Below are 18,499 nucleotides of genomic sequence, written 5' to 3'. Positions count from 1 at the left end.
TGATAGCCCAGAGAGGGGAGGCTAACCGGCGGAAATGTCGGAAGAAAATGGCGCACCCGACAGGATTCGAACCTGTGACCCCTGCCTTCGGAGGGCAGTACTCTATCCAGCTGAGCTACGGGTGCATCCGCCGGGCCTCGCGGCCGGACGAAGGGCTTTACAGCAGGTCGCGGCCGGCCTCAATCCCGGAAAGGCTTGACCCGGAACGGCTTGGCGAAGGGCGCGGCCCCGCCTAGCGTGCCGGGGTCTTTGCGGAGTCCGTCCATGCGTCGCCTGTTCCTTGCCGCCCTCGCCCTGCCCCTTCTGCTGGTCGCGGCCTGCGCCAGCGCCCCTGTGCCCGATCCGTCCGGCGACAGTCTGGACGCCGTGGCGCGGGACTATGTGGCTCTGATCCTGGAGATCGGCGAGCGCGAGCCCGGCTATGTCGACGCCTACTACGGTCCGCCGGAATGGGCTGCAGCGGCGAAAGCCAACCCGCGCGAGGTCCCGGCCCTGATCCAGGGCGCCGCCTCCCTGACCGGGCGGCTGAACGCCCTGTCGACGCGGGGCGCGGAGCCCGCCGTGGTGCAGCGGAAGGCCTATCTGCTGGCCCATGTCTCGGCGGCATCGGCCCGTCTGCGCATGATCGGCGGGGAGCGGATGAGCTTCGCCGACGAGGCCTATGCCCTGTTCGGCGTCCGGCCCGAGCTGAAGCCGCTGACCGCCTATGATCCGATCCTGGAGCGGATCGACGGTCTGGTTCCGGGAGCCGGCCCCCTGGCCGACCGGGTCTCGGCCTTCCGCAACGGCTTCGTCATTCCGACGGACCGGCTGCAGGTCGTGATGGACGCCGCCATCGCCGAGTGCCGCGCCCGGACGATCCGCCATATTCCCCTGCCGGCCAACGAGCAGTTCACCCTGGCCTTCGTCACCGACAAGCCATGGTCGGGCTACAACTATTTCCAGGGCGACGCGGCCTCGAAGATCGAGATCAACACCGACCAGCCGATCTTCACCGACCGGGCGATCGACCTGGGCTGCCATGAGGGTTACCCCGGTCACCACGTCTACAACGCCCTGCTGGAACGGACCTTCGTCGCCGAGCGCGGCTGGGTCGAGATGAGCGTCTATCCGCTGTATTCGCCGATGTCGTTCGTGGCCGAGGGCAGCGCCAACTACGGTATCGACCTGGCCTTCCCGGGCGACGAGGCGGCGACGTTCGAGCGCGACGTCCTGCTGCCTCTGGCGGGACTGACCGGCGCCCCGGTCGAGGAAAAGGCCGAGCTGAACGCGCTGGTCCGCCAGCTGGCGCGGGCCGAATACACCATCGCCGACGACTATCTGGCCGGCCGCGTCGGTCGCGAGGCGACCATCGCCAAACTGTCGAAATACATGCTGACGACGACCGAGCGGGCGACCCAGCGGCTGCGCTTCATCGAGACCTACCGCAGCTACATCATCAACTACGGCCTCGGACGCGACACGGTGCAGGCCTGGGTCGAACGCCAGGGTCCGGATCACTGGCAGGGAATGGAGACGCTGCTGTCCAGCCAGATCCTGCCCGCGGATATCATCTGAGGCGGCCCGACCCAAAAACACCGTCCGAAGCGTTCGATGCGTCCGAAGCGATCGGATGAAAGGCAGCGAGACTCCAGAATTGGTGGGGCGGAGTCGACAGAGTCTACATCGACGACGGTTCGGAATGGCGATGTCAAAGACCGGCTGATAGTATCGCACGGTTTTCGGGGGCGCCTGCGATAAAGCTTTGTTTTGAGGCCTGGCGTTGATCCGATTGAGGAAATCGAACGATCCGTTGATGGGTATGGCCCTCAAAGGTCCCTCTCACCTTGCGGGAGAGGGAGGCGGCGCACGAGAGCGCAGCGATCGTCCTTGCGCCGGCGGGTGAGGGGTGACGCAGGCGCTCACCGACAGATGGCAGCAAAACCCCTCACCCTTTCGGCCGAGACGCATTGCTGCGCTCTGCGGGCCTCAAGCCCTCTCCCGCAAGGGGAGAGGGAAAACGGCTACTGGGCCGTCATGCCGCCGTCGATCTTGAACTCGGCTCCCGTTACGAATTTGGCTTCGTCGGAGGCGAGGTAGAGGACGCAATACGCCACGTCGTTCGGTTCGCCGATCCGCTTGAGCGGGATGCCGCGCGCGAGGCGTTCGTGGGCCTTGGCCTCGTCGCCGCCGGCCATGGCGATGAAAGGATCGAGGATGGCGGTCTTGATGAAGACCGGGTGGACCGAGTTGACGCGGACATTCCACTCCATCTTCGCGGCCTCGAGGGCGACGGTCTTGGTGTACATCCAGACGCCGGCCTTGGTGGCGTTGTAGGCGCCCATGCCCGGCCCTGCGGCCAGCCCGGCGATCGACGAGATGTTGACGATAGCGGCCGAGCCAGACGCCCGCAGATGCGGCATGGCGTGTTTGCAGCCGAACATGACCGAGCGCAGGTTGATCTCGTACTGGCGCTGCCAGTTCTCGGTCGTGTCCTGCTCGACGAAGAGCAGGACGTCGCCAACGCCGGCGTTATTCACCAGAATGGATAGACCGCCCATATCGGCCGCGGCCCGTGCGACGACATCGATCCACTGGGCTTCCGAGGCCACGTCGTGGGCATAGGCGAAGGCGGCGCCCGGGATCTCGGCGTTGATCCGTTTGGCCAGATCTTTCGCGCCCGCGCCGTTGATGTCGGTGATCGCGACCTTCGACCCTTCGCGCGCCAGCATCCAGGCGATGGCCTCGCCCAGTCCCTGGGCCCCGCCCGTGATCAGCGCGGCCTTGCCCGCGACGCGTCCAACCGTGCTCATTGTCATTCCCCTCCCAGGGATTTCGCGGCGGCGTCGATGAAGCGCGCCATCGTCGTGTCGAGATCGGTGACGCCGTCGACGTCGTGGGTCGTCAGCAGCACCGTGACCCGGTTGTAAACGTTCGACCATTCCGGATGATGGTCCATGGTCTCGGCCTTCAACGCCACGCGCGTCATGAAAGCAAATGCGGTGTTGAAGTCGGCGAATTTCAGCGTCCGCTCGATCGCGGGGCGGTCCCCGTCGTGGACGGACCAGCCGGTCAGGCCCTGGATGGCGGCTGCGGGATCGAGGGTCGGTCTGGCCATGAATGTCTCCTGATCGTCGGGGGTAGCGGCAGCGCCGCGCCCCCGCAAGGCGCCGCTACGTCAGCCGGCCGGCACTGGAACAGACGAAGACGCTGAGGCGTTGGGAAGCGTCACCATACGGAACGGAGCTACATCGTGGACAATCTCTGGATCGCCTCGCTGGACGACGCCGACCGCAAACGGCTGGAGCCGCACCTGGCCGAACGGGCTTTCACCCAGGGGCAGATGCTGTACGACGCGGGCGAGGCTGTGGACCAGGTCTGGTTCCCGCTGAACGGGATCGTGTCCCTGATGACCGTCCTGGCCGAGGACAGGATGGTCGAGACCGCCGCCATCGGCCGCGAAGGCCTGATCGGCGTGACCTGCGGCCCCATGAACGCCCGCGCCTCGAGCCGCGCCATCGCCCAGATCGAGGGCTCCGCCGCCTGCTGCTCCTCCGACGTCTTCTCCGATGCCCTGGCAGAGAGCCCCGGCATGCGCACCGCCCTGTCCAAATTCACCGAGAGTCTGTTCGCCCAGGTGCAGCAGACCGCCGCCTGCAACGCCCAGCACCGGCTGGACGAGCGGCTGGCCCGCTGGCTGCTGACCCTGCACGACCGCGCCCAGTCCAACCGGTTCCACCTGACCCAGGCCGACATCGCCGGCATGCTGGGTGTTCGTCGCGCCACCGTTTCCGAAGTCGGGGCCGAGCTCGAGGGCAAACACCTGATCCGGCGCGGCCGGGGCTGGGTCGAGGTGCTGGACCGCACGGCGCTCGAGGAGGCCGCCTGCGGCTGTTACGGCGCCATGCGCGGGGTGATGAAGGATCTCGGCGTGCCGCGGCCCAGGGCGCCGAACGCCTGAGTCGATGGCCCGCGACGGCGAGGCCCGGTGACGCAGGCTTCACAGCGCGCTAGACCGCAAAGATGAGCGCTTCTCCAGATTCCTCTCGGCCTCGGGGCCCGCACTCGTCAGGCGACACCTCCTCCTTCGGTTTCCGCGACGTGGACGCCCGCGAGAAGGTGCGGATGGTGCGGGGCGTGTTCGACAGCGTGGCCTCCAGCTACGACCTGATGAACGACCTGATGAGCGGGGGCGTGCACCGGCTGTGGAAGGACGCGGCCGCCGCCAGGCTGAACCCCCGGCCGGGCGAGACCATCCTGGATGTCGCGGGCGGCACCGGCGACATGGCGCGGCGCTATTCGAAGATGGCGCGGCGGGCGCAGGAGCGGCGCGGCGGAGACGACGCCTCGGTCATCGTGCTCGACTACAATGCCGAGATGATCCTGGCCGGCGTCGAAAAGGGCGGCGAGCCAGAGATGATCTGGACCGTCGGCGACGCCATGGCCCTGCCGATCCCCGACGCCTCGGTCGACGCCTATTCGATCAGTTTCGGCATCCGCAATGTGTCGGACATCGCCGTCGCCCTGAAGGAAGCGCGGCGGGTGTTGAAGCCCGGCGGGCGGTTCCTGTGCCTGGAGTTCTCGCGGCCCACGGCCGAGGCGGTGCGCAAGGCCTATGACGCCTGGTCCTTCCACGCCATTCCGCGCATCGGCGGCTGGGTGGCCAAGGATCGCGACAGCTACCAGTATCTGGTCGAGAGCATCCGCCGCTTCCCCGACCAGTCGACCTTCAAGGCCATGATCGAGCAAGCCGGGTTCTCCCGCGTCGCCGTGACCAACCTGTCGGGCGGCGTCGCCGCGATCCACTTCGGGTGGGCGGTCTGAGCTTTCCGGCCGCATATCGGGTCGCGCCCGCCGCCCCGCCGACCGTGGCCGTGCGCGATCCCGTCGGCGCGACCTGGCGGTTGATCCGCTGGGGCGCCGCCCTGGCCAGGCACGACGCCCTGCTGCCGCGCGAGATCACCCCCCTGCTGCCCGCCTGGGTCAGGGTTCTCGCGGGGTTCATCCACCTGTTCGCCGGGCGCGAGGGTCGCGACGGACGGCCGGGCCAGCGTCTGGGTCGGGCGTTCGAAACCCTGGGGCCGGTGGCGATCAAGCTCGGTCAGGTCATGGCCACGCGGGCCGACATCTTCGGCATCGAGTTTGCGCGCGACCTGGGCCGGCTGAAGGACAAGCTGCCGCCCTTCCCGACCGACGAGGCGCGCCGCGAGATCGAGCGCTCGCTGGGTCGGGCGGTCGAGAGCCTGTTCATCGATTTCGGCGATCCGATCGGGGCGGCGTCCCTGGCCCAGGCACACCCCGCCTGGCTGGCCGATGGGCGCAAGGTGGCGGTCAAGGTGCTGCGCCCCGGCGTGGAACGTCGCGTGGTCAAGGGGCTGGACGCCATGCGTCTGGCGGCCGGACTGGTGCACAGGCTGGTCCCCGCCGCGCGGCGACTGGAGCCCGAAGCCTTCGTCGAGACCGTGGCCCGGTCGATGTATCTGGAGCTCGACATGCGGCTGGAGGCGGCGGCAGCCTCCGAACTGCACGACATCATGGAGAAGGCCCGGGCCGACGGCGCCCATATGACCGCGCCCAAGGTGGTCTGGGACGGGGTCGGCAAGCGGGTGCTGACACTGGAGTGGGCCGTCGGCCTGCCGATGACCGACCCGGCCGCGATCGAACAGCCGGGCATGGACATCAACGCTCTTGCCGACAATGTCGTCCGCGCCTTCCTGGTCCAGGCGCTGGACTACGGGACGTTCCACGCCGACCTGCACGAGGGGAATCTGTTCGCCTCGGCCCCGGCCGAGCTGAGCGCCGTCGATTTCGGCATCATCGGCCGGCTGAACCCCGGCGAGCGGCGCTATCTCGCCGAGATCCTGTGGGGCTTCCTGACGCGCGACTACCCGCGCATCGCCCGGGTCCATTTCGAGGCCGGCTACGTGCCACCGCACCATTCGGTCGAGGCCTTCGCCCAGGCTCTTCGCGCCGTTGGAGAGCCGGTGATAGGCCGGGCCGCGTCCCAGGTCTCGATGGGCCGGCTGCTGGGCCAGCTGTTCGAGATCACCGCACTGTTCGACATGCATCTGCGGCCCGAACTGATCCTGCTGCAGAAGACCATGGTCTCGGTCGAGGGTGTGGCGCGACGCCTGAACCCGGACCACGATCTGTGGGCCGCGGCCCAGCCGGTGGTGGAGCGCTGGATCACCCGCGAGCTCGGCCCCAGGGCCCAGGTGCGCGACGGCCTGCGCGAGATCCTCTCGGGCGCCCGGGCCCTGTCGCGACTGGTGCAGGAGCCGCCCACCAGCCAGACGGTCATCGTCGAGCGGGTGAAGACCCCGACCTGGCTGGCCGTCTGCGTCGTCGTCGCGACCGGCCTCTCCGCCGCCGCCCTCATTGTGTCGCTTTGGCCCCGGATTGTGGGCTGACACAGTCGGAGTCCGCATGACCGTCTCGATCAAGATCCCCCTTCTCGTCCTCGCCCTAGCCGCCCTGGCCGGGCCCGTGCTCGCCCAGTCGACGCCCCCGGCGCAGCTGGCCCCCCGCGGCGGCGCCGCCGCCACCCTGCCCAACACCTTCGACAACCCGACCGCCCCGGCCGCGCCCGCCGTGCGTGCGCCCGCCGTCCCGGGCGGTCAGGTCTCGGATGCCCAGATGGCCGAGGCCGCGCTGCGCGCCGTCATCGAACAGCTCAAGGCCGGCGACATCCAGGAGGCGATGTTCACGCCGGACCTGGGGCGTCGCCTGAACAGCCAGATGACCACCTTCTCGCCCCTGGTCCAGGGCTTCGGCGACCTGCAGACGATCGAGCCGTCTGGCGTCGACGATGGCGTGGCCCAGTATCTGGTCACCTTCGACAATGCCGCGACCCAGTGGCTGATCGGGCTGGAAGAGGGCGGACTGATCGCCGCCCTGCTGTTCCGCCCGGCGCCGCCTGAATCGTCCGAGCGGTCGTCGCCCGACGCCTGATCCCCTCCGCCCCTCCTTTCGGGAACCCTCCATGAAGCGTCTCGCCCCCATCGTCCTCGGCGTGGCCGTCCTGGGTCTCATCCCCGGCGGCTGCGCGTCCGGCCCGGGAGGCCCGATGGGGGGCCCCGGCGGTGCGCAGGGATCGGGTCCTGGTCTGTTCGTCAGTCCCTTCGGCGAGCTGTTCTTCGCCGAACCGGGCGAGCCCTGGCCGGTCGCCGGCTGGTTCTCGGGCGCCGATGCCGACAGCGACGGCAGGGTGACGCCGGAGGAATTCACCGCCGACGGGATCCGCCAGTTCCGCGCACTGGACGTGCGCCGCGACGAGCGGCTGACCCCCGACGAGATCGCGGCCTACGAAGCGGATCTGGCGGAGGCCCGCGCCCGTCTGCCGGGCATGGCGGGCGGGCCCCGTGAGCCCGGGCGCCGTCTGCAAGGCTTCAGCGGCGGCATGGCCCTGGGTCTGGCCGAACCCGCCCAGCAACAGGGCAGCCGCAGCGCCCCCCGCCAGCGCGCGCCGACCGGCCCTCTGGCCTACGGACCGATCGCTGCGGCCGGGTTCTTCAACTATCCGCAGCCGGTCAAGGCCGCCGACCTCGACATCAACCAGACCGTAACGGCCCAGGAATGGGCGCAGGCGACGGACCGCTGGTTCATCGCCCTGGACACCGATCAGGACGGCGCCCTGACCCTGGCGAGCCTGCCGCGCACGCCGCTGCAGCAGATGATGGATCGCGGTCCGCGCTAATCCAGCGTCGGCTTGCCGCGTCCGCTCTTGATCGTGGCGCGGCCCGACTTGGCCTGAAGACGGCGTTCTTTCGATGCCCGCGTCGGCCGGGTCGGGACGCGGTAGGTCGGGGCCACCGAGGCCTTGTCGACGAGGTTCTGAAGCCGTTCGATGGCGTCGGCGCGGTTGCGCTCCTGGGTCCGGTGACGAACGGCGGTGATCAGGATCACGCCCTCCAGGGTCAACCGGCTGCCGGCCAGTTTCATCAGCCGTTCGCGCACGGGCTCCCTCAGCGAGGGCGAGTTCTTTGCATCGAACCGCATTTGAACGGCGGTCGAGACCTTGTTGACGTTCTGGCCGCCCGGCCCGCCGGCGCGGTAGAAGTGAAACTCCAGCTCGCTCTCGGGGATGGTGGTCATCGCGGCGCCCGCTTCGCCATGATCACCGCGCGGTCCAGCGCCTGAAGAAAGGCCGAACGGTCCCTGGGGCCGAACGGCGGCGGGCCGGAGGTGGCGACGCCCATGGAGCGCAGATGCTCGCCCACCATCCGCCCGGCGAGGGCTGAGCCGATCGAGTCCGGCGTGAACGGCTGGCCGTTCGATTTCAGCGCCTGGGCCCCGGATTTCAGGCAGCGGTCGGCGAGCGGGATGTCGGCGGTGATGACGATATCGCCCGGTCCAGCCCGTTCGGCGATCCAGTCGTCGGCGATGTCGGGACCGGCGTCGACGACGATCTGTTCGATCCACGTTTCGCGCGGCGTATTGATCCAGCTGTTCGAGACCACGAACACCTGCAGGCCATAGCGGGCCGCCACGCGATAGACCTCGTCCTTCACCGGACAGGCGTCGGCGTCGATGAAGAGGCGGGGGGCGGACATGAGCCGGAGATAGCCCTTCTCCCCTTGCGGGAGAAGGTGGCAGCCGAAGGCTGACGGATGAGGGGTCACGCTGACCTGACCGGTCAGCGCTGCCAGGACTTGTCCCGACCGTCGGCGTGACCCCTCACCCGCCCGCGCAAGAACGATCGCTTCGCTCTCGTGCGCCGGCTCCCTCTCCCGCAGGGGGAGAGGGCTTTAATTCCCATACGCCACCGGCATCCCTCCGGCCTGACGCCCGCCATTGCGATAGCGGTCGCGCAGGAGGATCTGGCGGCTGGTCAGGGACTGTTCCTGGCCGTTGATGAACTCCGCCGTCACCGACGACAGCGGCTCCAGCGGATCGCCGGACCAGACGACCACATCGGCCGCCGCGCCCGCGCGCAGCTCGCCGAACTGGCCCGCCATGCCGAAGATACGCGCCGGATTAACCGTCAGGGCCGCGATCGCCGCCTCGAACGGCAGGCCGTGGGAGACGGCGTTGCCGGCGTTGTAGCGGGCCTCGCGCGCCCGGTGGACCGAGCCCTCGTTGCCCTTGATGGCGATGACAACCCCGGCGGCGTTCAGGGCCGCGGCATTCTCCATCCGCGCCGCCCGGGTCTCGAGATCGCCCGGCAGGTTGGAGATGGGGTTGAGCAGCACCGGCACGTCGGCGGCGGCAATATCGGCGGCGACCAGCCAGCCTTCCTCGGCGCCGTCCAGGATCAGCTTGACCCCTTCCTCGCGGCCGAGACGCAGGATCTGCTGGATGTCGGCCGCCCGGTGGACGGTGACGATGAGGGGCATCGAACCGTCAGCCACCGGGATCAGGGCCTCGAGATCGGCGCGAGAGATCGACAGGTCGCGCAGGGCCGCGCGGTCATAGGCGGCCTTGTTGCGGGCATAGAGGCGGACCTCAGCCAGTGTTTCCTTGAACAGGGTGAATTCGGCGCCGCGCGCGCCGCCGGCGACGCCCGCCCCGGCCTCGCCGAACGGAGCGACCATGGCCACGCGGGGCTGGACCAGGATGTCGGTCCCGGCCGCCAGGTGGATCACCGAGGCCGTACCCGCGAACAGGCCCGGCGTCTGGAACCCGCCCGAGCCGGCGCCGGCGAAGTCCGAGTCATCCTGATGCTGGTGACCGCCCGAGCCGCCCGGATGGTTGGGGACGACGATGGCGCGGGTGATGCCGCCCAGACGCGCGACCGGAATGGCGATCGACCAGGGGTCGAGGCCGTAGCTGACGTCGAACGAGGCCGAGATGGTGTTGGCGCCGTTGGACTGATCCTCAGACCCCTCGACAGACGAAATCTCGGTCAGGCCGAGGCCGGAATCGACGGCGACGAAACCGGGGGTGACCACCTTGCCACGCGCGTCGATGACGCGCGCGCCGGCCGGAGCGGCGCCGGTCCCGACCGAGACGATACGGCTGCCGGAGATGACGACCGTGCCGTTCTCGATCACCGACGTGCCGGTGAGGACACGCCCCCCGGTGATGGCGGTCACCTGCGCCAGTGCGGGCATGGCCGACAGCGCCAGAGCGGTAAGGGAGATGAGGGCGAAACGGCGCATCAGCGGGCTCCCGGAACGATGTTGGCGGCGGCGATGCCGAAGCCGGGCTGGCCCAGCTCGAAGTCCGAGACCGGCTGATAGCGTGGGTCGAAGCGGTCGAACGTGAGAGCGCCGTCAATGAAGACCTGATCGGCGCGGGCGTAGACCGAGAACGGATTGGCGCTCCAGATCACCACGTCGCCGCGCAGGCCCGGCGTCAGCGCACCGGTCTCGTCGCCGATTCCGATCGAGCGGGCGGCGTTGGAGGTGATCCAGCTGATCGCGTGTTCTTCACTGATGTTCAGCCCGGCGCGACGCCCCGCGGCGAGCGCGGCGGCGACTTCCTGGTTCAGGCGCTGGGTCAGCTGGGCGTCGTCGGAGTGGATGACGGCGCAACCGCCCTTGGCGGCATCGACCAAGGCGGCGTTCTCCTCGACCGCGTCGAGCGCCTCCATCTTGAAGCCCCACCAGCCGGTCCACATGTCGGCGCAGACGCCGGCGGCGGCCAGTTGCGGCGCGATCTTGTAGGCCTCGATGGCGTGGTGGAAGGCCGTAACGCGGTAGCCGAACTCATTGGCGATATCGAGCATCACCATCATCTCGTCGGCGCGGTAGCAGTGGTTCTGGACCAGGATCGACCCGTCCAGCACCCCGGCCAGGGTCTCGTTCTGCAGGTTGCGGGTCGGGGGCGAGCCTTCGCCCGTCTCACGCCACTTGTCCCATTTCTCGCGATAGTCCTGAGCGGCGATGAAGGCGGCGCGATAGCCGGCGACATTGCCCATGCCGGTGGCCGGCGACTGGTTGCGGCCGCCGTAGACGCGCGACGGGTTCTCGCCGCAGGCCATCTTCACGCCATAGGGGGCGCCGGGGAACTTCATCCCCTGCATGGTGATCGACGGGATGTTGCGCACCGTCACCGAGCGGCCGCCGAACAGGTTGGCCGAGCCGGGCAGGATCTGGAGGGTCGTAACCCCGCCGGCGCGGGCGGTGTTGAACCCGGGGTCCTGGGGCCAGATCGAATGTTCGGCCCAGACCTGGGCCGTGTTCGGGCTGGTCGCCTCGTTGCCGTCGCTCATGCCGCTCACGCCGGGCGAGGGATAGACGCCGAGGTGGGAGTGGACGTCGATGACCCCCGGGGTCACGAATCGGCCGCGTGCGTCGACGACGCGGTAGCCGGCGGGGACAGGCGTCGAGGCCGGGCCCACGGCCTCGACCTTGCCGTCCGACATCAAGACGACGCCGTTCTCGATGCGCTGGTCCGTGCCGGTCAGGACCGTGCCGCCGACGATGGCGACGTTGTCACGCGGCAGCGGCTGGTAGGTCGAGGGATAGGGATCGAGGTTGGTCGAGGCGTCCAGACCGCGCGCCATGGTGCGATCCGTGGAGGCGCCGCCGCTGCTCGAACCGTCGGCCGCGGGCGGGGCGTCAGTGTCCGTGGTGGCACAGGCCGATAGCGCCAGAGCGCAGGCGACGACGGCGAGGCTGGAGCCCCTCAAGGCGTGACGGATCATTGAACGCTCCCCTTCGCGCCGACGGCGCGGAACGGGGCGGATTACAAAAGCGTCCCAGGCCGTCCGTCAAAGGCGGAAACATTACATTCCTGTAAGGCGGGCGCGAAGCTCCGCATCATCACGGCCTTCGACCTCGATCATCTTCAGCCGGGACTGTCCGCCGCGCGCCAGGGACACTGCCGAACGGGCCACGCCCAGAGATTTCGCGAGCAGCAGGATCAGGGCGGCGTTGGCCCCGCCTTCGACCGGTCGCGCGCGCACTCGGACCTTGAGGACCGGCCGCCCTTCGGGGTCGACATCCCAGCCGTCGATGCGGTCAGAGGCGGCGCCGGGGGTCAGTTTGATGGCGATCCGGGCCATGGCGTCGCCCTGATCAGGCCGCCTTCGCCCGGTTCCGCGGCGACAGGCAGTAGCCGAAGGTCACCGCCATCCCGAGGAGCACCGCGCCGCATCCGACCACGACCGCCGTCATGATGGTCGGCGCGAAGACGAACGCTCCAGCGTAGACGAGGCCGCTGAGCACCATGGACCAGGCGGTGACGCGCTGGGCCTTTCGGGCGCAGTTGCTGGGGGCGAAGGTCTTGGGTATGCGATTGCCGAACGAGGCGATCATCAGGCCGGTGGCGCCCAGGACGATCCGGATCGTCGTCTCCTGGTCGATGAAGCCGAGGTTGCGGGCGAGGCTTGCAGCCAGCGCCAGCACGAGGATGCCGCCGCCCCAGGCGAGGCTGTTGATCAGGTCCTTGTTCATTTCGCAGGCTCCTCTTTGGGCGTCGGCGTTTCCGCGCCGCGGCCGAATGAATGGACGAAGCCCAGCAGGGCCTCTTCGAGCACCGAGAGCTTCAGGTGATAGATGACGGACTTTCCGACCTTCTCGGCGTGGACCAGATCGGCCTCCTTCAACACCGCGAAATGCGCCGACATGGTCGGTTTGGAGACCTGGAACCGGGCGCTGAGTTCGCCGGCGCTCATCGGCCCCTGACGCAGGAACTGAAGCACCCGCCGGCGGGTCGGATCGGAAAGGGCCCTGAAGACACTGCTCATAATGCGATAATTAGCTAATCATCGAAATGAGTCAAGAAGCCTGATCTCCGGGCATTAAAAAGGGCGCGGGCCTATCGGCGCCGCGCCCCCGTTCGAAGCCTCAGAAGGCGTTAGCCCAGAGCGGCCATCAGCTCCGGCACGACCGTCTTGTAGTCGCCGACGATGCCGAAATCCGCGACCTGGAAGATCGGGGCGTCGGCGTCCTTGTTGATGGCGACGATGATCTTGGAGTCCTTCATCCCGGCCAGGTGCTGGATGGCGCCCGAGATGCCGATGGCGATGTAGAGGCCCGGAGCGACGACCTTGCCGGTCTGGCCGACCTGATAGTCGTTGGGGGCGTAGCCGGCGTCCACAGCTGCGCGAGACGCGCCGACGGCGGCGCCCAGTTTGTCGGCCAGGGGATCCATGACGGCATGGAACTCCTCGGCCGAGCCCAGGGCGCGACCGCCGGAGACGACGATCTTGGCGGCGCCCAGTTCGGGACGGTCCGACTTGACCATCTCCTCGCCGACGAAGGCCGCCTTGCCGGCGTCCGAACCGGCCACGGTCTCGACCGGGGCCGAGCCGCCGTCAGCCGCAGGGACGAAGGCGGTCGGACGCACGGTGATGACCTTTTTCGCGTCCGACGACTGGATCGTCTCCAGAGCGTTGCCGGCGTAGATCGGGCGCACGAAGGTGTCTGCGGCGACGACCTCGACGATCTCGGAGATCGGGGCGACGTCCAGCTTCGCCGCAATCCGCGGCATGAAATTCTTGCCGTCCATCGAGGCGGGAGACAGGAACGCGTCGTAGCCGGCGGCAAGGGCCACGACCGTGGCGGTCACGGCCTCGGCCAGCTGGTGGCCCAGCTCGCCGCTCTCGGCCAGCAGCACCTTGCGCACGCCAGTGATCCTGGCGGCGGCATCGGCGGCGACCTTGGCGCCCGAGCCCACGACCAGAATGTCCACGTCGGAGGACAGGGCGAGGGCCGCGGTCACGGTCTTGTTCGTGCTGTCGCGGACGGCCGAACCGTCGTGGTCGGCGATGACGAGGACGGCCATTACAGGGCTCCCGCGGTCTTGAGTTTGGACACCAGTTCGGCCGCATCGGCGACCTTGATCCCGGCCGAGCGGGTCGGCGGGGCCGTCACCTTGACCACCGTCAGCCGGTTGGCCGTATCGACGCCGTAGTCGGCGACCGCCTTCATCGCGATCTCCTTCTTCTTGGCCTTCATGATGTTGGGCAGGGAGGCGTAGCGCGGCGTGTTGAGGCGCAGGTCCACCGTGATCACGGCCGGCAGGGCCGCTGACAGGGTCTGGTTGCCGCCGTCGACCTCGCGCGTGACCTTTGCCGTGCCGCCGGCGATCTCGATCTTCGCCGCGAACGTGGCCTGGGGCCAGTCGAGCAGGGCGGCCAGCATCTGGCCGACCGCATTGTTGTCGCCGTCGATGGACTGTTTGCCCATCAGGACCAGGTCGGGCTTCTCTTCGGCCACGACGGCGGCCAGCAGCTTGGCGACGGCCAGCGGCTCCAGGTCTGCGTCGGACTGGATCAGGATGCCGCGATCGGCGCCCATGGCCAGGGCCGTGCGGATGGTTTCCTGGGCCTGGGTCACGCCGATGGAGACGACCACGATCTCGGTCGCGGTGCCGGCGGCATGATGCTCCTTGCCCTCTTTCAGACGAACCGCCTCTTCGACAGCGATCTCGTCGAAGGGATTCATGCTCATCTTGACGTTGGCGAGATCGACGCCGGTCTGGTCCGCCTTGACGCGAGCCTTGACGTTATAGTCGATCACCCGTTTGACGGGGACGAGAACCTTCATGTTTGACTGTCCATAGGATCGCCGGAATGTTGCGGCAGGGAATGGAACGGGCGAAGGAGCCTGTCAACGTAACGCGACGTGAACTTGAAGCGTCGCCGGGAATGAGATTTCGATGAACCGCTTCCTGACCATGCGACGCCTGTCGATCCTGTTCTTCGGACTGTTCGCCGTCTGCGTCGCCGGAGCCTTCGCCTTCCAGCGCTTCTATGTCGCGCCCGCCGACGCCTGCGCGCAGAGCGGCCGCTGGTGGTATGAGGAGGGGCGCGAGTGCGTCCAGCCGATCTACCTGCCCGACATCACCGGCCGCCCGGCCGGCGTGACGCGGGCCGAGGCTTCGAATGAGCAGAACCGCCAACTGCTGGCGATCGAGGACCGGCTGGCTGCCGAGCGCGCCGCCCGGGCCGCGGCGACGGAGCGCGACCGCGCCGACTACGCCGCCAAGACCGGCAAATGATCTAGACAGCAGCGTCGAACAGGGCGTCGCGGGCGATATCGGGGCGCAGCATCGGGAAGAAATGCGTGCCGCCGGCCACCGTCTCGACCGAGACCAGCGGCAGGCCGCGCGGCGCGGCCTCGACCGCACAGGTCGAGTGGATCTCCGCCTTCAGGATGCGGATCGGCCGGCCGCAATCGCGCATCGCCTTCCAGGGATCGTGCCCCTGGGCGCAATAGTTCGAGGCCTCCCACGTCGGGGGACAGGCCAGGCCGAACCCGTCGCCGTCCTCGGTCAGGCCGGCGCCGAGATAGTCGATCACCATGATGTCGGACCAGCCCTTGAAGGCGCCCCGGCCGCGATAGGCCGCCAGAGCCTGTTCCCGGCTGTCGAACCGCGCACGACGTCTGAGCGCGCCCTTCACCAGCGGGATATGGCCGGGCAGACGGTTCAGCAGCGGCAGTTGCAGCGCCGCCACCATCCAGCGCTTCCAGACGACCGGATCGAGGGCGACGACCTGGGAGACCTTCCCGGGCCGTTCGGCCGTCGCGAGGATGGCGCTGGTCGCGCCCATGGAATGGCCGGCCATGACCACCGGCGGTCCGTCCAGGCTGTCGAGCAGTGAGACGAGGTCGTCGCGGTGATCCTGCCAGCCCTTCCGGCCGGTCGGGAGCGGCAGGGTGGTTGCCCCATGCCCCCTCAGATCGGGCGCGAGGATGCGCAGGGACGACGTCAGCGGCGCCAGAATCGAGCGATAGGTCGCGGCGTTGAAGCCGTTGGCGTGACAGAAGATCAGATCGACAGGCCGCCTGGGGTCGCCGAAATCGAGCAGCGACATGTCTCCGTCGCCCCATCGATTGGCGATGGGCACGGTCATGCGGCGGGGCGGGGAGAGCCGGGCAGCGTTCATGCGGGAAACCTAGGGAGCCGGAGACCCCGACGCCAGCGTCTATCCGCCTATGCGGCGACGCGGTTTCCCGGTCATGCCGCTACACGGCAGGCGGGACAGCGGCCATGGCCCTCGATCGTGGTCCGCTCCAGCGCATAGCCGGCGGCGGTCGCGGCCTGTTGCAGGGCTTCGCCCTCCGGCGGCGTGACCTCCTCGGTCGCGCCGCAACAGTCGCAGATCAGAAAGGCGGCGGCGTGGGCCCGGTCACCCACCGAACAGGCGACATAGGCGCTGATGGAGGCGATGCGGTGGGCCAGCCCGGTCTTCTCGAGAAACTCCAGCGCGCGATAAACGGTCGGCGGCTTGGCGGCGACGCCGTCCAGGCCGTAGCGGGCGATCAGGTCATAGGCCTTCACCGCCTCGCCGGCCTGCAGCAACAACTCCAGCACCCGGCGGCGCGGCGCGGTCATCCGCTCGCCCTGCTGCACGCAGCGGGCCTCGGCAGAGGCCAGGGCGCGGCCGACCTCTCCGGCGTCGAGGCCGGTTTCGTCGTGCGCGTGATCGCAATGGGAACCCATGGGCCAGAGCTAAGCCGCGCGAGGCCCCATCGCAACCGTCGCGGCTTGACTACGCGTGATGTTATCTCATAACACTTCGACCTCTTGCTCCCGAGAGATTGTCATGCGTCCTGCTTACCTGTCCCGTTCCGCCCTTCTCGTGGCCGTCGCCTCGAGCGCCCTCGCCGGCGCCGCCTCCGCCCAGACCGCCCCACCCGCGCAACAGGCCGATGCGGTTGAGGACGTCATCGTCACGGGACGTCCCTTCGGTGTCACCGACAACGCCAGTCTGATCGCCGTCGACGTGCTGGACGAACAGGCCCTGGCCGTCGCCCCGGTCCAGACCCTGGGCGACCTCGTCGCCGGTCTGCCGGGCGTGCGCTCGTCCAGCTTCGCGCCGGGCGCGAGCCGCCCCGTCATTCGCGGCCTGTCCGGTCCCCGGGTTCAGGTCCTGACCAACGGCCTCGGAATGATCGACGCCTCGGCCGTCTCGCCGGACCACCAGGTCGCTGTGGATCCCGCCGAGGCCAGCCGGATCGAGGTCGTGCGCGGCCCCTCGACCCTGACTTTCGGCGGTTCGGCCATCGGCGGGGTGGTCAACATCCTCGATGAACGCATCCCGACCCATGCGGTCGAGGGCGGCGTCGACGGCCATGTCTCGACCCAGTATTCCAGCGTCGACCAAGGCTATGGCCTGGGCGCACGCCTGGCGGCCAACGCGGGCCCGTTCGTGTTCACGGTCGACGGCTTCCGGCGCGACAGCGGTGACTACGACATCCCCGGCTCGGCCATCTCACAGCGGCTTGCGGATGCAGATGGCGTGGCCCGCGATGACGCCGGCACCGTGGTCAACTCCTTCGCCAAGATCGAACAGGTCGGCGCCGGCGTCTCCTATGTCGACGACCGCGGCTTCGTCGGCGTCTCGATCAAGAACACCCGGTCCAACTACGGCACCGTGGCCGAGCCCGATGTCTCCATCGACCTGGAACAGACGCGCTACGACTTCCGAGCCGAGCGGGAGCTTGATACCCCCTGGTTCCAGTCGTTCAACCTCTCGGCCGGCTATGCCGACTACGCGCACACCGAGTTCGAGGGCCCCAGGGTGGGCACCGTCTTCCAGTCCTCGGGCTATGAGGGCCGGGCCGAACTGATCCAGCGCCAGCGCGACGGCTGGCAGGGCGTGGTCGGGGTCCAGGTGCTGGACCGCGAATTCGACGCCATCGGCGATGAGGCCTTCGTCCCCGCGACCTCGATTCAGGAAACCGGCCTCTACACCGTCCAGCGGCTGGATCTCGACGCCTACGGCTTCGAGGGCGGCGTCCGCTACGACCGCCGCGAGCTGTCCGCCACCCCGATCGGCGGGACGTCGGAGATCAATCGCCAGTTCGATAACTGGTCCGCCTCGGGCTCCGTCTTTGTCAAGCCGGCCCAGGGCCTGTTCCTCGGCCTCAGCCTGTCGTCGAGCGAGCGAGCGCCGAGCGAGGTCGAACTGTTCTCCGACGGCGTCCACGTCGCCACGGCGGCCTATGAGCTCGGCGATCCGACGCTCAATTCCGAGAAGGTCCTGACCCTCGAGGGGACGGTCCACCTGTCGCGCGGCGCGCTGGACGGCGATCTGCACGTCTATCGGGCGAAATACGACGGCTTCATCGACCAGCGCCCGACCGGCGCCGCTTTCGACTTCGACGGCCAGCCCTTCCCGATCTTCGCCTATGTCCAGACCGACGCGACCTTCACCGGCTTCGAGATCGAGGGTGACTATGCGCTGTGGGAATCGGGCGAACGCAGCCTGAAGCTCGGCGGCTCGGCCGACTATGTGAAGGCCGATACCGACCTGGGTCCGGCCGCGCGCATTCCGCCATACTCGGTCACCGGCCGCCTGATCTGGACCGACGCCCGATGGGACACCCAGCTTGAGGTCCGCCACGTCGGCGAACAGGACAAGACCGCCGCGTTCGAGCTGCCGACCGACAGCTACACCATGGTCAATCTGTCCGGCTCTGTCCGACCGTTCGCGGACCGCAACGTCACCGTCTTCGCCGAGGCGCACAACCTGACGGACGAGGAGGCGCGCGAACACGCCTCCTTCCTGAAGGACATCGCGCCCCAGCCCGGACGGAACCTGCGGGTCGGCGTCACCTGGCGCTTTTAAGCGCGACAGGCGCACCGGTTTGCGGCGGCGGGCCGGTTCCGCTAGAAGGCC

The 18,499-nt window shown here is 68.7% G+C and carries 21 protein-coding genes and 1 tRNA gene; 8 read left to right on the top strand and 14 right to left on the bottom strand.

Annotated features, from left to right (window positions below):
* Positions 1-48 precede the first annotated feature (48 nt).
* Positions 49-125, bottom strand: a tRNA-Arg gene (locus tag ACP7A5_RS08365).
* A 139-nt stretch (positions 126-264) separates the two neighbouring features.
* On the opposite strand from ACP7A5_RS08365, the gene ACP7A5_RS08360 reads away from it, so the two are divergent.
* Entirely contained in the window at positions 265-1,557 is a 1,293-nt protein-coding gene (locus tag ACP7A5_RS08360) for a hypothetical protein (protein ID WP_426041486.1), read from the top strand.
* 446 nt (positions 1,558-2,003) lie between these two features.
* On the opposite strand, the gene ACP7A5_RS08355 is transcribed toward ACP7A5_RS08360, so the two are convergent.
* Complete coding sequence (locus ACP7A5_RS08355; protein ID WP_426041485.1) at positions 2,004-2,798, bottom strand: SDR family oxidoreductase; 795 nt, start codon at positions 2,796-2,798, stop codon at positions 2,004-2,006.
* Entirely contained in the window at positions 2,795-3,097 is a 303-nt protein-coding gene (locus ACP7A5_RS08350) for a 4a-hydroxytetrahydrobiopterin dehydratase (RefSeq protein WP_426041484.1), read from the bottom strand. The genes ACP7A5_RS08355 and ACP7A5_RS08350 overlap by 4 nt, the downstream gene beginning before the upstream one ends.
* 135 nt (positions 3,098-3,232) lie before the next feature.
* Here ACP7A5_RS08350 and ACP7A5_RS08345 point away from each other — a divergent pair, with 135 nt between their 5' ends.
* The 5 genes from ACP7A5_RS08345 (at position 3,233) to ACP7A5_RS08325 (ending at position 7,675) form a co-directional block, all read left to right on the top strand.
* Entirely contained in the window at positions 3,233-3,940 is a 708-nt protein-coding gene (locus tag ACP7A5_RS08345) for a Crp/Fnr family transcriptional regulator (protein ID WP_426041483.1), read from the top strand.
* 62 nt (positions 3,941-4,002) lie between these two features.
* Positions 4,003-4,803, top strand: coding sequence for a class I SAM-dependent methyltransferase (locus ACP7A5_RS08340; RefSeq protein ID WP_426041482.1), 801 nt, complete (start codon positions 4,003-4,005; stop codon positions 4,801-4,803).
* 44 nt (positions 4,804-4,847) lie between these two features.
* Positions 4,848-6,389 carry a 2-polyprenylphenol 6-hydroxylase gene (gene ubiB, locus ACP7A5_RS08335; RefSeq protein ID WP_426041550.1) on the top strand — a complete coding sequence of 514 codons (1,542 nt, stop codon included), beginning with the start codon at positions 4,848-4,850 and terminating at the stop codon, positions 6,387-6,389.
* A gap of 16 nt (positions 6,390-6,405) precedes the next feature.
* Positions 6,406-6,930 (top strand): hypothetical protein, encoded by a 525-nt coding sequence (locus ACP7A5_RS08330; RefSeq protein ID WP_426041481.1) that lies wholly within the window; start codon positions 6,406-6,408, stop codon positions 6,928-6,930.
* 31 nt (positions 6,931-6,961) lie between these two features.
* Positions 6,962-7,675: a hypothetical protein gene (locus tag ACP7A5_RS08325; protein ID WP_426041480.1), complete on the top strand. Its 714-nt coding sequence runs from the start codon at positions 6,962-6,964 to the stop codon at positions 7,673-7,675.
* Here ACP7A5_RS08325 and arfB read toward each other — a convergent pair.
* From arfB to ACP7A5_RS08280, 9 genes are all read right to left on the bottom strand, one after another.
* On the bottom strand, positions 7,672-8,073 hold the full coding sequence (gene arfB, locus ACP7A5_RS08320) for an alternative ribosome rescue aminoacyl-tRNA hydrolase ArfB (RefSeq protein WP_426041479.1): 402 nt from the start codon (positions 8,071-8,073) through the stop codon (positions 7,672-7,674). The genes ACP7A5_RS08325 and arfB overlap by 4 nt on opposite strands.
* Positions 8,070-8,531, bottom strand: coding sequence for a YaiI/YqxD family protein (locus tag ACP7A5_RS08315; protein ID WP_426041478.1), 462 nt, complete (start codon positions 8,529-8,531; stop codon positions 8,070-8,072). The genes arfB and ACP7A5_RS08315 overlap by 4 nt, the downstream gene beginning before the upstream one ends.
* Before the next feature lie 195 nt (positions 8,532-8,726).
* On the bottom strand, positions 8,727-10,079 hold the full coding sequence (locus ACP7A5_RS08310; RefSeq protein WP_426041477.1) for an amidohydrolase family protein: 1,353 nt from the start codon (positions 10,077-10,079) through the stop codon (positions 8,727-8,729).
* Positions 10,079-11,569, bottom strand: a complete 1,491-nt coding sequence (locus tag ACP7A5_RS08305; protein ID WP_426041476.1) for an amidohydrolase — start codon at positions 11,567-11,569, stop codon at positions 10,079-10,081. Before ACP7A5_RS08305 ends, ACP7A5_RS08310 begins: the two co-directional genes overlap by 1 nt.
* A gap of 81 nt (positions 11,570-11,650) precedes the next feature.
* Positions 11,651-11,929: a DUF167 family protein gene (locus tag ACP7A5_RS08300; protein WP_426041475.1), complete on the bottom strand. Its 279-nt coding sequence runs from the start codon at positions 11,927-11,929 to the stop codon at positions 11,651-11,653.
* Positions 11,930-11,942: 13 nt separating this feature from the next.
* Positions 11,943-12,320: an ammonium transporter gene (locus ACP7A5_RS08295; protein ID WP_426041474.1), complete on the bottom strand. Its 378-nt coding sequence runs from the start codon at positions 12,318-12,320 to the stop codon at positions 11,943-11,945.
* Complete coding sequence (locus ACP7A5_RS08290; protein WP_426041473.1) at positions 12,317-12,613, bottom strand: autorepressor SdpR family transcription factor; 297 nt, start codon at positions 12,611-12,613, stop codon at positions 12,317-12,319. The genes ACP7A5_RS08295 and ACP7A5_RS08290 overlap by 4 nt, the downstream gene beginning before the upstream one ends.
* 110 nt (positions 12,614-12,723) lie before the next feature.
* On the bottom strand, positions 12,724-13,653 hold the full coding sequence (locus ACP7A5_RS08285) for an electron transfer flavoprotein subunit alpha/FixB family protein (protein WP_426041472.1): 930 nt from the start codon (positions 13,651-13,653) through the stop codon (positions 12,724-12,726).
* Entirely contained in the window at positions 13,653-14,417 is a 765-nt protein-coding gene (locus ACP7A5_RS08280; RefSeq protein ID WP_426041471.1) for an electron transfer flavoprotein subunit beta/FixA family protein, read from the bottom strand. The genes ACP7A5_RS08285 and ACP7A5_RS08280 overlap by 1 nt, the downstream gene beginning before the upstream one ends.
* A 112-nt stretch (positions 14,418-14,529) precedes the next feature.
* Between ACP7A5_RS08280 and ACP7A5_RS08275 the strand changes: the two genes are divergently transcribed.
* Positions 14,530-14,871 (top strand): hypothetical protein, encoded by a 342-nt coding sequence (locus ACP7A5_RS08275; protein WP_426041470.1) that lies wholly within the window; start codon positions 14,530-14,532, stop codon positions 14,869-14,871.
* 1 nt (position 14,872) lies between these two features.
* Here ACP7A5_RS08275 and ACP7A5_RS08270 read toward each other — a convergent pair whose 3' ends face one another.
* Both ACP7A5_RS08270 and ACP7A5_RS08265 read right to left on the bottom strand, forming a co-directional pair.
* A complete protein-coding gene (locus tag ACP7A5_RS08270; protein ID WP_426041469.1) occupies positions 14,873-15,760 on the bottom strand; it encodes an alpha/beta fold hydrolase in 888 nt (295 codons plus the stop codon).
* A 71-nt stretch (positions 15,761-15,831) separates the two neighbouring features.
* A complete protein-coding gene (locus ACP7A5_RS08265) occupies positions 15,832-16,317 on the bottom strand; it encodes a Fur family transcriptional regulator (RefSeq protein WP_426041468.1) in 486 nt (161 codons plus the stop codon).
* Between the two features lie 103 nt (positions 16,318-16,420).
* Here ACP7A5_RS08265 and ACP7A5_RS08260 point away from each other — a divergent pair, with 103 nt between their 5' ends.
* Positions 16,421-18,448 carry a TonB-dependent receptor gene (locus tag ACP7A5_RS08260; RefSeq protein WP_426041467.1) on the top strand — a complete coding sequence of 676 codons (2,028 nt, stop codon included), beginning with the start codon at positions 16,421-16,423 and terminating at the stop codon, positions 18,446-18,448.
* Positions 18,449-18,499 lie beyond the last annotated feature (51 nt).

Source organism: Brevundimonas sp. TWP2-3-4b1 (assembly GCF_049897665.1).
Classification (GTDB): domain Bacteria; phylum Pseudomonadota; class Alphaproteobacteria; order Caulobacterales; family Caulobacteraceae; genus Brevundimonas; species Brevundimonas subvibrioides_B.
The sequence above is the reverse complement of the archived record's forward strand: the minus strand, read 5'-3'. Positions and strand labels throughout refer to the sequence as shown.

Coding starts and splice junctions, on each gene's coding strand:
- ACP7A5_RS08315 (WP_426041478.1), bottom strand. CDS start 8,531: ATGTCCGCCCCCCGCCTCTTCATCGACGCCGACGCCTGTCCGGTGAAG.
- ACP7A5_RS08285 (WP_426041472.1), bottom strand. CDS start 13,653: ATGGCCGTCCTCGTCATCGCCGACCACGACGGTTCGGCCGTCCGCGAC.
- ACP7A5_RS08265 (WP_426041468.1), bottom strand. CDS start 16,317: ATGGGTTCCCATTGCGATCACGCGCACGACGAAACCGGCCTCGACGCC.
- ACP7A5_RS08290 (WP_426041473.1), bottom strand. CDS start 12,613: ATGAGCAGTGTCTTCAGGGCCCTTTCCGATCCGACCCGCCGGCGGGTG.
- ACP7A5_RS08270 (WP_426041469.1), bottom strand. CDS start 15,760: ATGAACGCTGCCCGGCTCTCCCCGCCCCGCCGCATGACCGTGCCCATC.
- ACP7A5_RS08275 (WP_426041470.1), top strand. CDS start 14,530: ATGAACCGCTTCCTGACCATGCGACGCCTGTCGATCCTGTTCTTCGGA.
- ACP7A5_RS08325 (WP_426041480.1), top strand. CDS start 6,962: ATGAAGCGTCTCGCCCCCATCGTCCTCGGCGTGGCCGTCCTGGGTCTC.
- ACP7A5_RS08310 (WP_426041477.1), bottom strand. CDS start 10,079: ATGCGCCGTTTCGCCCTCATCTCCCTTACCGCTCTGGCGCTGTCGGCC.
- ACP7A5_RS08260 (WP_426041467.1), top strand. CDS start 16,421: ATGCGTCCTGCTTACCTGTCCCGTTCCGCCCTTCTCGTGGCCGTCGCC.
- ACP7A5_RS08280 (WP_426041471.1), bottom strand. CDS start 14,417: ATGAAGGTTCTCGTCCCCGTCAAACGGGTGATCGACTATAACGTCAAG.
- ACP7A5_RS08360 (WP_426041486.1), top strand. CDS start 265: ATGCGTCGCCTGTTCCTTGCCGCCCTCGCCCTGCCCCTTCTGCTGGTC.
- ACP7A5_RS08330 (WP_426041481.1), top strand. CDS start 6,406: ATGACCGTCTCGATCAAGATCCCCCTTCTCGTCCTCGCCCTAGCCGCC.
- ACP7A5_RS08355 (WP_426041485.1), bottom strand. CDS start 2,798: ATGACAATGAGCACGGTTGGACGCGTCGCGGGCAAGGCCGCGCTGATC.
- ACP7A5_RS08295 (WP_426041474.1), bottom strand. CDS start 12,320: ATGAACAAGGACCTGATCAACAGCCTCGCCTGGGGCGGCGGCATCCTC.
- arfB (WP_426041479.1), bottom strand. CDS start 8,073: ATGACCACCATCCCCGAGAGCGAGCTGGAGTTTCACTTCTACCGCGCC.
- ACP7A5_RS08305 (WP_426041476.1), bottom strand. CDS start 11,569: ATGATCCGTCACGCCTTGAGGGGCTCCAGCCTCGCCGTCGTCGCCTGC.
- ACP7A5_RS08300 (WP_426041475.1), bottom strand. CDS start 11,929: ATGGCCCGGATCGCCATCAAACTGACCCCCGGCGCCGCCTCTGACCGC.
- ACP7A5_RS08350 (WP_426041484.1), bottom strand. CDS start 3,097: ATGGCCAGACCGACCCTCGATCCCGCAGCCGCCATCCAGGGCCTGACC.
- ACP7A5_RS08340 (WP_426041482.1), top strand. CDS start 4,003: ATGAGCGCTTCTCCAGATTCCTCTCGGCCTCGGGGCCCGCACTCGTCA.